The following is a 14,567-nucleotide window of genomic DNA, read 5'->3' on the forward strand; positions in this document are numbered from 1 at the left end:
TTGCTGGCATCCTTGTCAGTAGTCTAGCAGTGACCTTTTAGCTGCGTTGGGGTTCCACCACGACATAAACAGGGCAAGCCGCTACATGAGTAGGGCGAGCAGCACGGGCAGGTAAAACAGCGCTAACAACGTCGAGCAGAAGACCAAACTGGCTACATAGACGGGTTCGCGCTGGGCGCGCTGAGCAAAGAGATAGTTGAAGACCGCCACTGGCATGCACATCTGCACCACTAAAATGCTTTGGGCCAGTGGCGGCAGACCCACCCAGCTCGCGATCAGCCAGGCGACACCGGCGGCGAGGGGCACGCGCACTAGGCTAAACCCAAGCCCTGAACGCAGGTTCTTCACCTGAATGCTAGCCAGGGATACGCCTAGGGTAATCAGCATCAGCGGTACTGTGAACCCCGACATTAAGTCCACCGTATTCGCCAGCCAGGGCGGCAGGGAAGTGCCCGTCAGCAGTAGCGCCATGGAAATCGCAATGGCATACACCGTAGGCGTTTTGGCAAGGGTTTTAAGCGGGTTGCCTTGGCTATTAAGCACAGCGCCTAGGGTGAACTGAAAAAGCGAGACGGTCACCATCACGGTGATGCCGTAGGCAAACCCGGCACTACCAAAGGCGTAAAGCACCACGGGTAAGCCCATGTTGCCGGTGTTGGGGTACATCATGGGCGCAAGCAGTACCCGCCAACTGCGGCGCAGCAGTTTTGCCACGCCAAAGGTCGCCGCCCCCATAGTGAGAATGACAAGCGCGGCGGCTAGCATCGTCTGGCCAAAGGKGGTGGCATCAATATCAGCACCCGCCAGGGAGGCCAATACCAGCGAAGGCGTGCCAATGTTAAACACCAGCCGGGTAATAAAGTCGACCGGGTAGGGATGGCCTAGGCGTACCCACAAGTAGCCGAGCCCTGCACCCGCCAGCACGGGCGCCATGACAGCAAAGAGTTCGGCGAGCATTTACAGTCCTTGGCTAATCGGTAGCCGCCTATTGTCGTTAATAAGCGGGCTAACTGGCAAGGTAAACACTCGAATTAACTTACACCGTTGCGGCTGACGTGCGCCACGGTGCGGGCACTTGGCTACGTAAAAACTCTAACAGCGCGTGGGTACGGCGGGTCTGGTGACCGTAAGCATAAAGCAGTGTGATAGGCAGTGGCACCGGCTCCCAGCCGGACAGGCAGTTAATCAGCTCGCCTGGATGATGCTGTTCGCGTTTTGCGGTTAACCAGTGTGAGAGCAAGCCGATACCCTGGCTGCGCGCAATGGCATCTATATGCAGGGTAGTGAGATCTACCCGCAGCCGTGAACAGGGCGGGTTAAAGGTGTATTCGCCATGCTCTGGATGAGTGAGCAGTAGCCCGTCAGAAGCCGTGCCCAGCAGGTCTATCCAGGCGTGTTGGTTTAGCTCATCGGGATGGTGCGGCGTGCCAGCGGCTGCTAAATAGCGTGGGCTAGCATAAAGCCCGCGGGATAGGTGGCCCAGGCGCTCCTGGTTTAGCCCGCACTCATGAGTCGGCCCAAGCCAGACATGCACGCTATTGCTGTGCATTTTAGTGGGCGGCGTTTCCCGAGTGTGTAGCGTTAGCTCTACCTTAGGGTGGCGATTTAAGAACGCATCAATGGCACTGGCTAACCAGCTGCGGGCCAGGGCACCGTGCACTTCAAGGGTAATTTCTCCGCTAATCTCCTCACGCAGCTCTGCCAGAGCTTCCTGGCTATGCGCCGCCATTGCCAAAAGCTCGGTGCAGTAGTTGTGAAACAGCAGCCCCGCCTCGGTGGGAATTAAGCGGTTGGCCTGACGGCGCAGCAGCGGCTGGTTAAGCCGGGCTTCAAGCTGGCTGATGCGGCGGCTAAGGGTCGATTTGGCTAATCCGAGCTTCTGAGCACTGCGTGTCAAACTGCCCGTGGTCATCACATCGGCAAAGGCGGTCAGTTCGTCAAAGTCATACATGGTCAGGCCCACGGGAAAAGGGTGAGCGCTAATTGTGCCACTGTTTGGTACGAATGAAAATAATAGGCATTTGTGTTCCGGTATGTTGAACGAACCGTCTCACCCCAATGTGCAAAGAGTGTGTAAAAATATTAATGCTAATAATTCGCATTTAATGGAGCGAATGCTTACCCACATTGCTCACACACTATAAAGGACGAAGTTATGTCTCCCTGTTTGCGCCGTACGCTGCTGGCCAGCGCTATCTCTTCGCTTGCCAGTAGTGCTCTTTGGGCACAAGACGCGCCCCGCTTAGACGATATGGTGGTAACTGCGTCAGGTTTTGAACAGCAGATAACCAATGCCCCCGCGTCTATCAGCGTGGTTTCCCGCGAAGAGTTGGAACAAGGTCACTATCAGAGTGTTACCGATGCGCTGCGCGATGTGCCCGGCGTGATTGTCACCGGCGGCGGGAGAGGGGATAACGGCCAGGATATCTCCATTCGCGGCATGCCCTCCCAGTACACCCTGATATTGGTCGATGGGCGCCCGCAGAATTCCCGCGAGTCTCGCCCTAATGGCGATGCAGGTTTTGAGCAAGACTGGCTGCCGCCGTTACAGGCTATTGAGCGTATTGAAGTAGTGCGTGGGCCAATGTCGACGCTCTACGGCTCTGATGCGATTGGTGGCGTGATCAATGTGATTACACGCAAGGTTGCGCAGGAGTGGCATGGCAATGTTCAACTCGACACCGTACTCCAGGAAGACAGCGACTCCGGCGACAGTCGCCAAGCCAATTTTTACCTAAGCGGCCCGCTGGTAGGCGATCGCTTAGGGCTCCAGCTCTATGGCCGCACCTCTCAGCGTGATGAAGACACTATTCTTAACGGCTACGAAGATAAAAGCCTGCAAAGTCTTACTGCACGGCTGAGTTTTGCAGCGACTGATAACCATGACTTCACTTTTGAGGCGGGTATTACCGAGCAGGAGCGCGAATCGCTGATGGGCAACTCGGCGCCATCAGAGGGCTGTCGCGGCGGCTGCTCCGATAGTTTTAATGAGTTCACCCACCAGCATGTCGCTATGACCCATAGTGGTCGCTTCGAGTGGGGCACCAGCGAAACCTACCTTCAGCGTGAAAGTAGCGAAAACAAATCACGTGATATTGAAATCACCAACACCACCGCCAAAACCAGCGCGGTCATTCCGCTAGGCATGCATATGTTGACGGTAGGCGCTAGCTACGAGGAAGAGTCGCTTGACGACAGTACGACAAATCAATTGCCTGGCTCTGATCGTAGTGAGATTGAGAATAGCCAATGGGCCCTCTTTGTAGAAGATGAGTGGATGCTCACCGATGCTTGGGCACTGMCCGGTGGGTTGCGTATTGATGACGACGATAACTACGGCAGCCACCTTAGCCCGCGGCTTTACAGTGTGTGGAATATGACGCCTGACTGGACATTAAAAGGCGGTGTCTCGACCGGTTATCGAGCGCCGAACCTGCGCGAGATCACCCCCGACTGGGGGCAGGTCAGCCGTGGGGGCAATATCTACGGTAATCCTGACCTTGAACCAGAGACCTCGCTCAATAAAGAGCTGGCCCTGCTTTATGCCAACGATAGTGGCTTGAGCGGCGGTGTCACGCTGTTCCATAACGACTTTGACGATAAAATCACTCGCATCGCTTGTCCTATCGATATCTGTACGGATGGCGCTAACGATTATGGTAGTGACCCGACTTACCGCGTCAACGTGGATGAAGCGGTGACTCAGGGCGTAGAGGCGAGTGTGGCTGCGCCGTTAACCGATACCGTTGAGCTAACGGCCAGCTACACCTATACCGATAGCGAGCAAAAAAGCGGTGAGTATGCAGGCGAGCCGTTAACACAGCTGCCTAAGCACCAGGTATCCGCCTCGTTAGATTGGCAAGTCTCTGCCAAGTTGAGTCAATGGACAAAAGTCACTTACCGCGGCGAAGAGAGCCAACCGACTACCGGCCCTTCGAGCAGTGCCATTGTGGCTCCTTCCTACGCCTTTGTAGATGCAGGCGTTGGCTACCAGTTGAACGAAAGTACTCAACTGAACGCGGGTATCTACAACCTGTTCGACGAAACGATCGGCTACGACGAGTATGGCTATGTAGAAGATGGTCGTCGGGTTTGGTTAGGACTCAACGTTGCCTTTTAAGCGCTAGGTCCCCGTCCTAAATGCAACACAGCAGCGGCTATCCAGCGAGATAGCCGCTTTTTTAGCGGCTTAGGAAAGGGGGCAGACACAAAAAAAGCCCCAGCGCATGGCCGGGGCAGAAGGAGAGCATCGAAACAGTAGCGAGCTGAAACCGATTAGAACTCGTAGCGGGCGGAGAGCCACAGGCGGCGACCTTCTTCGCTATTGGCGTAAACGTTGCCAAAGCTGGTGCCATCGCCGTAAGCGCGGTAGTCAACAAAATCTTTGTCAAACAGGTTATAGATCGTCGCGCTCAGATTAAGCTGATCGGTGACCGCGTAATTACCGCCCAAGTGAAACAGCGAATAGGCTTTAAAGTCGCCAAGGTCATCAAACGAGGGGGCACCGCGGACGCTTTCGCGGTTACGGTAGCGTTCGCTGCGGTATTCTGCTGAGAGCCAGGTATCCAGCTTTGCCGTTGTCTGCCAGCGCAGGGTGGCGTTAATGGCGTGTTCCGGGGTATCTGTCAGCGGCTCGCCCTTGTTATCGCCACTCTTCTGTTCGCTATCGGTGTAGGTGTAATTGGCGTTGACGCGCCAATCGGGAGCGAACTGGTAGCCAGTAGAGAGCTCAACCCCCTGGGTGATCGCCTCGTCCACATTGACCTGTTGACTGTAAGTGCCGTCAGGAATTAGCGGGTCGTTTTCCACCAGGATATCGCTGCCACTGGCAATCTTATCGTCAAACTGGTTGTGGAACAGCGTGGCGCTGGCAGTGAAACCCTGTTGGTTATCGTAATGCGCACCGATCTCGCTGCTGGTGCTGGTTTCCGGTTCAAGATCCGGGTTACCAATCGTGAGTATCGTGCCCTGGCCCGTTACACCGTTAATGCCGTCATGCAGATCATTAAGCGATGGCGTTTTGTAGCCGCGGCTCACCCCACCTTTCAATGTCCAGTTGGGCGTCGTGTTCCACACCAAGTAGCCGCGCGGGCTGAACTGGCTGCCAAAGGCGTCGTGGTGATCGTAACGGCCGCCTAGGGTCAGGGCCAAATCGTCCCGTAGTAGCCACTCATCTTCCGCAAATAGCGACCAGGTGGTCTGGGCAAAGGTTTCACCGGCCAAGCCATCGTCAAGCTCCGCATCCCACCACTGCATACCCACGGTGGCCATATGGTTGTCTAGCGGCATGATGAATTTGCTGTCGAGCACGGTATTGGTGGTTTCCAGCTCCCGTGGAGCACCACCGACAATGCCAGGAAAACCCTCATAAGCGACGCCCGTATCACCAGGAATCGTGCGTCCTTTGGTTTCGGTGGTGTTGCGCATCAGGCTGGATTCCAAGGTGCCCGAGGCAAAACGGCCGGTGTGGCCAATGGCGATTTGCTCGCGCTCAAAACGGAGTTCATCCGAATAGCCGTTGGCGCTGCCAGGGTCGGGCGCACAGCTACGGGTGCGACCATCCAGGGTGCCTAGCTGGCACTCGTCGTTGTCGTAGCGCTGGCGGCTCACTTCACCATCCAACCATAGGTCATGGCTGTCCGTGGGTGTCCAGGTTAGCTTGCCACCCAGACTGTACGTATCGCCTTCCACTGGGCTAGGGCCGCGCTGGTCGACTTCTACAGGTTCACCGTTGTTATCGGTATAGGTAAGCTCGGAAGCGTCACGCTCATAAATCCGCCCGCGCAGTTGAAGACCCAGGGTATCCTCTACCAGAGGGCCGCTGGTATAGAGATTGATCTCGCGGCGATCGCCGAAGTCGCGATCCTCGTTAAAGGTATTCTCAACCCCAATAGAGCCTGTCCACTCGCGGCCAACCCGGCGGGTAATAATATTGATGACACCGCCCATGGCGTCAGAGCCATACAGTGTCGACATCGGCCCACGAATCACTTCAATGCGCTCAATGCTGGAAACGGGGGGAAAGAAACTGGTGGAGGTTTCGCCAAAGCCATTGGGGGTCACGCTGCCCGCTGCGTTTTGGCGGCGGCCATCAATCAGGATCAGCGTATAGTCGCTGGGCATTCCACGGATACTAATGTTGCGCCCACCGGTTTTACCTACCGCTCCACCCACGTCGACCCCTTCAACGTTGCGCAGCGCATCGGCGATGCTTGTCACCCGCGTGCGTTCCAACTCTTCACGAGAGATCACCGAGATACTGGCAGGCGCGTCGACCATTGCCTGCTCAAACCCGCTGGCCGAGACAACGATGTTGTCCAATTGCTGATTTTCTTGGGCGGAGGCGTTGCCTGCAGAAATAGCGAGCGTAACGGCGCTAGCCAGAACAGAGCGGGTAAAGCGTGGCATGTTATTCCCCTTGGTGACGATAATTGTTAGCTAATGATACTAATTATCAAATAAGGGCGAGAGTCTAAAAAGAAAAGTTCCCAAACGCGAGGGTGTGATCATGGAACGTTACGTTGCGTAAACTGAAACAGAAGCGTGGCGTAAGGTGTGATGCAAGGGTTGCACAAAATGGAACACGCTATTCGCAGGAATAGTAGTGCAAGTGTTTTTGAGAATCGTTACTATTAATTCCAATATACCGTATTGAGAGAAATCCATGGTGGCTAAAACATTCGTTAAAACGGCGCGGTTTAAAACGGCGATAACTAAAACGACCTCAATGGCCGCTATCCTCACTAAAAGTGCCCGTTTAGGCATAGCAGGGGTGCTGCTAAGTGCTTTAGCGGTAGGCACCGCGCACGCTCGCACACTGGATACAGCCTTTGGTGATGTAGACGTAGAGGGAACGCCTGTACGCGTAGTAACGCTTTACGAAGGCGCGCTGGATGCGGCCCTAGCGGCCGGTATTACGCCATTAGGCGCAGTGACCACGCGCGGTGGCGATAACGTCGCCGAGTACGTGGAAGCCCATCTAGGCGATGAGCGCCCAGCCATTATGGGGGTGGTGCGTGAGATCAATATTGAAGCCGTGCTGGCGCAGCAGCCGGATCTAATTTTGGCGCCCGCCCAGCTTTCCGATCAGCAGTATCAATTGCTTTCGCAGATTGCGCCTACCGTTGTACCACACACCCAGCCGCTGGCCGCGGATAACTGGAAAGCAGAGGCGCAACTTTACGGTCAAGCGTTAAACCGTGAAGCCGCCATTGAAGAGGCCATTACCGCGGTAGATCAACGTACTGCAGAGCTGGCTGAAGCGTTAGCCGCTGCCGACGTAAGCGGCACCGCCTTTTTAGTCCGCTGGATGCCGGGTGGCCCGATGGTAATGTCGGAAAACCTGATTGCCACTGGGCTGCTGGAGCGGGTTGGCCTGGATGTACAGGGTGCGGATCTGATTGGTGGGCGCGGCGTACACAGCGATGTGCTTAGCCTGGAAAACCTTGCCGAGATAGACGGTGACTGGCTTTTCCTGGCCACGCTCAACGAAGATGGTCAAGCCGCTTTAGAAGCCGCTAAGCAAAGCGCTGCGTTTACACGTCTGGAGGTCGTTCAGCAAGAGCATGTGGTGCCTGTGAACGGCCAACTGTGGAGCAGTGCCAACGGCCCGCTGGCCGCCCAAGCGATTCTTGACGATATAGAGGCTGCGCTGTTGCCGTGACGGTTCCACGTTTTGCAACGCCTGGCATTAGGCGCGCCACTCCCCGTACGTTAATGCTGCTACTTCTCACCGCCCTTGTGGCGGTGAGTGGCGTTAGTTTATTAATCGGCGCGGGCAGCGTTGGCCCTGGCAGGGCGTTGGCGCTGCTAAGCGGCGCCCAGGACAGCGAAGCGCGCTTTATTGTTTGGGAACTGCGCGCACCGCGGACCTTAATCGGCATTGCGGTAGGCATGGCGCTCGGCGTTGCGGGGGCGCTGCTGCAAGCGGTAGCGCGCAATCCGCTGGCCGAACCAGGCCTTTTAGGGGTTAGCGCGGGGGCGGCGTTTGCCGTGGCATTGGCCTTAGTGCTGGGTGCCAGCGCTGCTACCTTGCGTATTTCAGTCGCACAGCTTGGTGCCTTAGTGGGCTGTGTCTGCGTATTAAGCGTGGCACGCTTTCGCGGTGTGGGTAATGACCCTATCCGGCTCGTGCTTGCCGGAGCGGCATTTTCGGGTCTGCTGGCGTCATTGACCTCATTGATACTGCTTTACGACCAACGTGCCGCTGATGAAATTCGTTTCTGGGTGATTGGCAGTTTGGCTGGACGCCGCTTAGACGACCTGCTGGCCGTGCTGCCCAGTCTGCTGGCGGCGTCCGTGATAGTTGCGCTGATCGCCCGGCCTTTAGCCGCGCTGGCGCTAGGCGAACGGGTTGCTTCTGGTTTAGGCCACCACCCCAACCTAATTCGTTGGTTAGTGGTCGCTTGCGTGGCGCTACTGGTTGGGGCTGCCACCGCCATCGCGGGGCCGATTGCCTTTGTGGGGTTGGTGGTGCCGTTTGTCGCCCGTTCGTTTGCCGGGCCGGATATTCGCCGTACGCTGCTGTTTTGCCTGCCCATCGGGCCGCTGATGGTACTCGCCGCCGATATCATCTCCCGCGTGGTGGTTGCGCCTTCGGAACTACCTCTGGGCGTGCTCACTGCGCTATGTGGCGCCCCCGTACTGATAGCGGTTGTACGTGCGCGCCGCCTACCAATGCTATGAATTCGCTAATGAAAACCACGCCGATAAAAAGCTCGTCTATGCCTTGCTCTTCGGAAGACCAGTTCCGCGCGGACGGCAATAACAACGTACCGCCACCGCAAGGTTATTGGCGATTCGCCTGGCGAAGCGGGAACGGTGCGAACAGCCTGTTGTTTGAGCAGCGTGTGGTAGTCGTTAACCTGGGCCTGTTCGGCGCGTTACTGCTTGCCAGCGTTATTTACCTAAGCCTGGGCAGCGTTAAGGTCGCGCCAACGGCGGTGCTGCAGGCGCTGTTTGGCAGTGCAGATATGATGGCGAGCTTTGTGGTGCAAGAGCTACGCTTGCCACGTTTGGCCGCAGCCGTAAGTACCGGGGCGGCCTTCGCATTAGCGGGTATCCTAATGCAAACCCTGGCCCGCAATCGCCTGGCGACGCCCGGGATTATCGGCATTGATAATGGCGCAACGGCGTTTGCGGTGGCCTCCATCGTGGGTATTGGCGTTTCTATCGCGCCGCCTGCCATGGCGCTAGCCGGGGCGACCACCGCCGCGGTACTCACCTTTGGCTTAGCCGCGGGCAGCGGTACCCAGGGCTATCGGTTTATCGTCGCGGGCATTGGCGTGGGCGCGGTGTTTGGCGCGATAACGCAACTGATGCTGGCGCGAGTCGCGATTGATACTGCCAATACCGCCTATCCATGGACAGTGGGGTCGCTCAATGCCCGCCCCAGCGGCGCGCTTCAATTACTCATGCTCGGGTTGGCGTTAGGGCTTGCTGCTGCCATGGCGTTAGCCCGTTCGCTAACGCTACTGCGTTTCAAGGATGCTACTGCCAGCGGGCTAGGCGTGAACGTCAAGCGGCGACGGTTGGAAGTGCTGCTGCTATCTGTCGCGTTAACTGGTTTGGCGGTAGCTGTGGCAGGCCCGGTGGGCATGGTGGGGTTGATTGGCCCGGAGATTGCCCGGTCAATGTCGAGCTCTCGTAGCGTGCCGGTTTTGGCGGCAACGCTGGCGGGGGCGCTGGTCATGGTACTCGCCGACTTGGCCGGGCGTACGCTGCTGGCGCCGATCGAGATTCCGGTGGGTATCGTTACCGCCGTAGTCGGCGGGCCCTGGTTACTTTGGATATTAATGCGTCCCCAACGGAGTTTTACATGAGCCAATTCCCAGCGTCGCCAATTCCTTCTCTGGCTACCCAGGCACTGGGCATGAGTTATGGCACCCGGCAGGTGATTGATGGCTTGGATATCAGCCTGCCCAGCGGCCAAGTTACCGCCATTGTGGGCCCTAACGGCTGCGGAAAATCAACGTTATTGGCCGGTCTTGCYCGGTTGCACAAACCCGATAGCGGTGCCGTATTGCTGGATGGCGCCGATATTCAGCGCCTGCCCACCCGCCAACTCGCTACGCAACTGGCGCTACTGCCTCAGGAGGCCGTCGCGCCGGAAGGGCTCACCGTGACCGAGCTGATTCGCTTTGGCCGCCAGCCCCACCAAGGCTGGTTGCGCCAGTGGTCAGCAGAAGACCAGCGCGTGGTGCAGCACGCGCTAGCGGCGGCAGGGCTTGAACAACTCGCTGACAGACCGATTGATGCGCTCTCCGGTGGCCAGCGGCAGCGCGCCTGGATCGCCATGACCATCGCCCAACAAACCCCGCTGTTGTTGCTGGATGAACCCACCTCTGCGCTGGACCTTGGCCACCAGATTGAAGTGTTCGAGCTGGTACGTGACCTGGCCTGCCATGGTCGCACCGTTGTGATGGTGCTCCACGATCTCGCCAGCGCCTGCCGCTATGCCGACCATCTCATCGCCATGCGCGAAGGGCAGATTGTGGCGGAAGGGCCGCCCGCTCAGGTGGTGACGCCCGATCTGGTGCGTACGCTCTATCAAGTAGAGTGCACGCTGCTGCTAGATCCCGATACCGGCAGCCCGCTGTTGGCCAATGTGCGCCGGTCCCCGGCGCCCGCTTAACTCCCCAAGCATTAACGCGTTGAGCCTGAGCATTGAATTCATTACGCTAGCGCCTACCTAATTGGCCTACAACAACCTCAGTAAGGAATGCTCGTGGCTCCTTCTCCGCCCCGTTCTAAGAATCAGAGCTTTCAAGCCCTGGTGCGACTACTCCGCTACGCCAAAGGCTATCGACGGCGCATTATTGCTGCCACTACCTGTTCAGTCATCAACAAGCTGTTTGATATTGCTCCGGAAATTCTGATTGGTGTGGCCATCGATGTAGTGGTCAACCAAGAGCAGAGCTTTGTGGCCAGCCTGGGGTTTGAAACGCCCCAACAGCAGATCACCATGCTGGCGGTGCTGACGTTTGTTATCTGGGCGGGGGAATCGCTGTTTGAGTACCTGTTCCAAATTCTTTGGCGTAACTTAGCCCAACGCTTACAAGCGGATATGCGCCAAGATACCTACGAGCACGCTCAGCGGCTGGATATGGCGTTTTTCGAGTCGAAAAGCTCTGGCCAGTTGGTGGCCACCATGAACGATGACGTCAACCAGCTTGAGCGTTTTCTGGACGGCGGGGCTAATTCGATTATTCAGGTGGTGGTCACCGTGGTAGCAGTGGGCGCAGTCTTCTTTGTGCTTTCGCCATTGATTGCGCTGCTGGCGTTTACACCTATCCCGCTGATCATTTGGGGCGCGTTCTTCTTCCAGCGTAAAGCCGGGCCGCTGTATAGCGATGTGCGTGAAAAGGTCGGGGATCTAGCCAGCCGCTTATCCAATAACCTGAGCGGCATTGCGACAATTAAAAGCTTTACCAGCGAAGACCGCGAAGCCGAGCGCCTGCGTGATGCCAGCGAAGCCTATGTAGACGCCAACAGACGGGCGATCAAGGTTAGCTCCGCGTTTATTCCGGTCATCCGCATGGCGATTTTGGCCGGTTTTCTTGCCACCTTTACCGTTGGCGGCATGATGGCACTCAACGGCTCGCTAAACGTGGGGGCATACGGCGTGCTGGTGTTTTTGACCCAGCGCCTGCTCTGGCCGCTCACCGGCCTGGCTCAAGTGATCGACCTGTTCGAACGCGCTATGGCCAGCACACGACGGATTCTCGATCTGCTCGAAGTGCCGATTACCGTTAAAGATGACAGCACCACGCCGCTCACCCAGCCGGTGCGCGGCGAGGTGACGGTAGATAATGTGAGCTTTCACTATGCCACCAGCGGCGTCGGGGTGGATGGCATTCACCTGCAGGTGCCCGCAGGTAATACCTTGGCGCTGGTGGGAGCGACTGGGTCGGGGAAATCCACCCTGATCAAACTGCTGCTGCGCTTTTACGACCCTGAAAACGGCCGCGTGCTCATTGATGGGCAGCCCATCACCGAAGTGAGTATGAACTCACTTCGCCAATCGATTGGCCTGGTCAGTCAGGATGTTTACCTGTTTGAAGGCAGCATTCGTGACAATATCGCCTACGGTAAGCCGGACGCTGACGAAGCCGCGATTACCGATGCCGCCAAAACCGCCGAAGCGTGGAGCTTTATTGAAACGCTGCCCCAAGGCTTAGACACACCGGTAGGCGAACGGGGCGTGCGGCTTTCCGGCGGCCAGCGCCAACGGCTTTCACTAGCCAGGGCGCTGCTTAAAGACCCGCCTATTCTGGTGCTGGATGAGGCCACCAGCGCAGTGGACAACGAAACCGAAGCGGCCATTCAGCGTTCGCTCAAGCGCATTGCCCATGGCCGTACGGTGATTATGATTGCCCACCGGCTCTCTACCATCGTGCATGCCGATGAGATCGTAGTGATCGAGAAAGGCCAAGTGGCCGAGCGCGGTACTCATTCAAGCCTACTGGCAGCTAACGGCCACTACGCCGCCCAGTGGCGGGTGCAAACCGGTGAGGCCCAGGTGGGGGATATGGAAGTACTCAGTCGTTAATCTTTAACAGTTAATGACTACCGATTAACTATTACCTATTAACTAGGAGCGCATTGAGGGTGACGGGCACATGCTCGTCAATCTCCTTATAGCCCAGCAACGATAGTACGGTGCGCACCGTGGTGTTGGCCATCAGCGCTCTGCCGTCCATCGCCATGGGCTCGGCGTGTGTTACACGTATCTCGTTCAAGCCTTCACGGGTGAACCGCAGCGGCACGGATTCCTGCTGGTTAACCATGTCTGATTGAACGCTAAAGGTCAGCGTCTCTACCAGTGATTCGCCAATATCCAAACCGTCCAACCGCTCTGGCGGCATTTGCGCCTCTAGCGTCACCAAGGTGGTGTTCGCCAGCAAACCTATCCACGGCGGCAGCTCGCCAAAGCGTTCCAGCACATCCGTTTGGCTGAGCTTTAACGGCAAACGCAGGGTGCCATCGCTGGAGATATCACCCTGCAGATCGCGCACCTGATGGTGATGAGTTTGCGGTGCTTCGCCGTTTAACTGCGTAATCGACGCCTGCACCCGCGACTGGCCAGGATCAAGCTGCCAGTCAGCGTGCACGGGCAGCGCCAACAATAAGGGGAATAGAGCAATCAATGCTTTCACAGCGCGTCTCCGCATAAAGAACTACTCACCAGACTGCCCAATCCCCATAAAGTGCCGTAATGACATCAAGATAGCGCAAAGGGGCTAGCCTCACTCGGCCACATTCGCTATGATATGCACGCTTTTCGGGCCTATAGCTCAGTTGGTTAGAGCAGGGGACTCATAATCCCTTGGTCGTAGGTTCAAGTCCTACTGGGCCCACCATTTCTATATTTACCTATTTCAAAAGCAGGGAGTAATTAGTCTCTGGAGCTGCGGTATATCTGATTCTAGTGACGCCCTGCGCACGTCTAAAACTTTCAAGTCCCCCAATATTACCCAACCCACCAGCGCCAACCCGCAGCGCAAAGCATACCCATGGCAATCGATACCAGCGGGCTTCTCAATACTACCGCCACCGTGCCAGCGGCAATGGCCGCGAGCCGAACGCCGCCGTCACCATGCACGATGATGGGCGTAATAACGGCAATCAGAACTGAGCTAGACATGGCATCGACGAATCGCCGAACGCGTGGGCCTAGCGGCACACGTGACATGATTAGCAGCCCCAGCACTCTGGAGCCATAAGCAATCACCACCATTAGCGTGATGGCTATCAACGACTGCCACACTGATGATGAGCTCATAAGGCGCTTTCCCTTAACCAGCGCCCGGGTAACAATACGGCCACTACGCCACCGGTAATGGCGCCCACCATCACATGTAGGTAAGGCGGCAGCCACCAGTACGCCATTAATGCACTCGCCGCTGCTGCCAGCCAGGGTAGGGCCATTGCTGCTCGTGGGKTTCCACCGACAACGATCATCAGCAGAAAGCACAGCATGATCACATCAAGGCCGAAGCGTTCAGGTTCGGTAATGCCTCCACCAAAGGCTAGCCCTATCGCAGTGCCTCCGACCCAGGCGCCCCACAGCGCGATACCGCCACCTAGAAGAATGCCCAGGTTTCGCTCGCCGCGTTGATACTCGCCCAGTGCCATTGCCCAGTTGGAGTCGGTTAGCAGAATCACCATAGCGAATTGCTGGCGTTGAGGTAATGCCTTGAGCCAGGGGTAGAGCGCCGCACTCATCAGCATGTGCCGGGTATGAATCGCGAGTGTGACCGCCGCCAGAGCAAGCAGTGGCAGAGGCGAATGCCACATCTCGAGGGCAGCAAATTGCGATGGAGCTGCGAAGACAAACAGACTCATTAACATTGCTTCCCAACCTGCCAACCCTTGGTGCACAGCGGCTACGCCAAATGCCAACCCAAAAGCGATCGTAAAAACCGCCAAAGGTAGCATCATACGAATCCCTTGCCAGGTACCCGCAATATCCAGCCGAGTAGGATTTTCTTTTATTTTCATTGCTTAACCTTTCTGCGTGAAGCTGGCCGTATTAAAAACAAACAGACCTGCTTGTTTTTTTATTA

Annotated in this window: 12 protein-coding genes and 1 tRNA gene; 7 read left to right on the plus strand and 6 right to left on the minus strand. The window is 56.9% G+C overall.

Features of this window, described 5'->3' with window-relative positions; genetic code table 11:
- Nucleotides 1–81 precede the first annotated feature (81 nt).
- Both HALO_RS06500 and HALO_RS06505 read right to left on the minus strand, forming a co-directional pair.
- The gene (locus HALO_RS06500; protein ID WP_050713201.1) at nucleotides 82–957 is read right to left on the minus strand and encodes an AEC family transporter; all 876 of its coding nucleotides are present in this window, start codon (nucleotides 955–957) and stop codon (nucleotides 82–84) included.
- 79 nt (nucleotides 958–1,036) lie between these two features.
- Nucleotides 1,037–1,951, minus strand: a complete 915-nt coding sequence (locus HALO_RS06505; protein WP_035585007.1) for a LysR family transcriptional regulator — start codon at nucleotides 1,949–1,951, stop codon at nucleotides 1,037–1,039.
- Between the two features lie 204 nt (nucleotides 1,952–2,155).
- Here HALO_RS06505 and HALO_RS06510 point away from each other — a divergent pair, with 204 nt between their 5' ends.
- On the plus strand, nucleotides 2,156–4,120 hold the full coding sequence (locus HALO_RS06510; protein ID WP_050713202.1) for a ligand-gated channel protein: 1,965 nt from the start codon (nucleotides 2,156–2,158) through the stop codon (nucleotides 4,118–4,120).
- Nucleotides 4,121–4,275: 155 nt separating this feature from the next.
- Here HALO_RS06510 and HALO_RS06515 read toward each other — a convergent pair whose 3' ends face one another.
- Nucleotides 4,276–6,408, minus strand: a complete 2,133-nt coding sequence (locus HALO_RS06515; protein WP_035584999.1) for a TonB-dependent receptor domain-containing protein — start codon at nucleotides 6,406–6,408, stop codon at nucleotides 4,276–4,278.
- Nucleotides 6,409–6,727: 319 nt separating this feature from the next.
- Between HALO_RS06515 and HALO_RS06520 the strand changes: the two genes are divergently transcribed.
- The 5 genes from HALO_RS06520 (at nucleotide 6,728) to HALO_RS06540 (ending at nucleotide 12,550) form a co-directional block, all read left to right on the plus strand.
- Nucleotides 6,728–7,663: an ABC transporter substrate-binding protein gene (locus HALO_RS06520; RefSeq protein ID WP_035585718.1), complete on the plus strand. Its 936-nt coding sequence runs from the start codon at nucleotides 6,728–6,730 to the stop codon at nucleotides 7,661–7,663.
- A 53-nt stretch (nucleotides 7,664–7,716) separates the two neighbouring features.
- Nucleotides 7,717–8,685, plus strand: coding sequence for a FecCD family ABC transporter permease (locus HALO_RS06525; RefSeq protein ID WP_035584997.1), 969 nt, complete (start codon nucleotides 7,717–7,719; stop codon nucleotides 8,683–8,685).
- Between the two features lie 38 nt (nucleotides 8,686–8,723).
- Nucleotides 8,724–9,821: a FecCD family ABC transporter permease gene (locus tag HALO_RS06530; RefSeq protein ID WP_050714129.1), complete on the plus strand. Its 1,098-nt coding sequence runs from the start codon at nucleotides 8,724–8,726 to the stop codon at nucleotides 9,819–9,821.
- Nucleotides 9,818–10,633, plus strand: a complete 816-nt coding sequence (locus tag HALO_RS06535) for an ABC transporter ATP-binding protein (RefSeq protein ID WP_035584993.1) — start codon at nucleotides 9,818–9,820, stop codon at nucleotides 10,631–10,633. The genes HALO_RS06530 and HALO_RS06535 overlap by 4 nt, the downstream gene beginning before the upstream one ends.
- A gap of 87 nt (nucleotides 10,634–10,720) precedes the next feature.
- A complete protein-coding gene (locus HALO_RS06540) occupies nucleotides 10,721–12,550 on the plus strand; it encodes an ABC transporter ATP-binding protein (RefSeq protein WP_050713203.1) in 1,830 nt (609 codons plus the stop codon).
- Nucleotides 12,551–12,581: 31 nt separating this feature from the next.
- On the opposite strand, the gene HALO_RS06545 is transcribed toward HALO_RS06540, so the two are convergent.
- A complete protein-coding gene (locus HALO_RS06545) occupies nucleotides 12,582–13,172 on the minus strand; it encodes a hypothetical protein (protein WP_035584989.1) in 591 nt (196 codons plus the stop codon).
- A 112-nt stretch (nucleotides 13,173–13,284) separates the two neighbouring features.
- Here HALO_RS06545 and HALO_RS06550 point away from each other — a divergent pair.
- Nucleotides 13,285–13,361: transfer RNA gene (locus tag HALO_RS06550), tRNA-Ile, on the plus strand.
- A gap of 110 nt (nucleotides 13,362–13,471) precedes the next feature.
- On the opposite strand, the gene HALO_RS06555 is transcribed toward HALO_RS06550, so the two are convergent.
- On the minus strand, nucleotides 13,472–13,783 hold the full coding sequence (locus HALO_RS06555; protein WP_035584979.1) for an AzlD family protein: 312 nt from the start codon (nucleotides 13,781–13,783) through the stop codon (nucleotides 13,472–13,474).
- Complete coding sequence (locus HALO_RS06560) at nucleotides 13,780–14,502, minus strand: AzlC family ABC transporter permease (protein WP_050713204.1); 723 nt, start codon at nucleotides 14,500–14,502, stop codon at nucleotides 13,780–13,782. Before HALO_RS06560 ends, HALO_RS06555 begins: the two co-directional genes overlap by 4 nt.
- Between the last annotated feature and the right edge of the window lie 65 nt (nucleotides 14,503–14,567).

The sequence above is a fragment of the Halomonas sp. R57-5 genome (assembly GCF_900070345.1).
Taxonomy (GTDB): Bacteria; Pseudomonadota; Gammaproteobacteria; order Pseudomonadales; family Halomonadaceae; genus Vreelandella; species Vreelandella ventosae_B.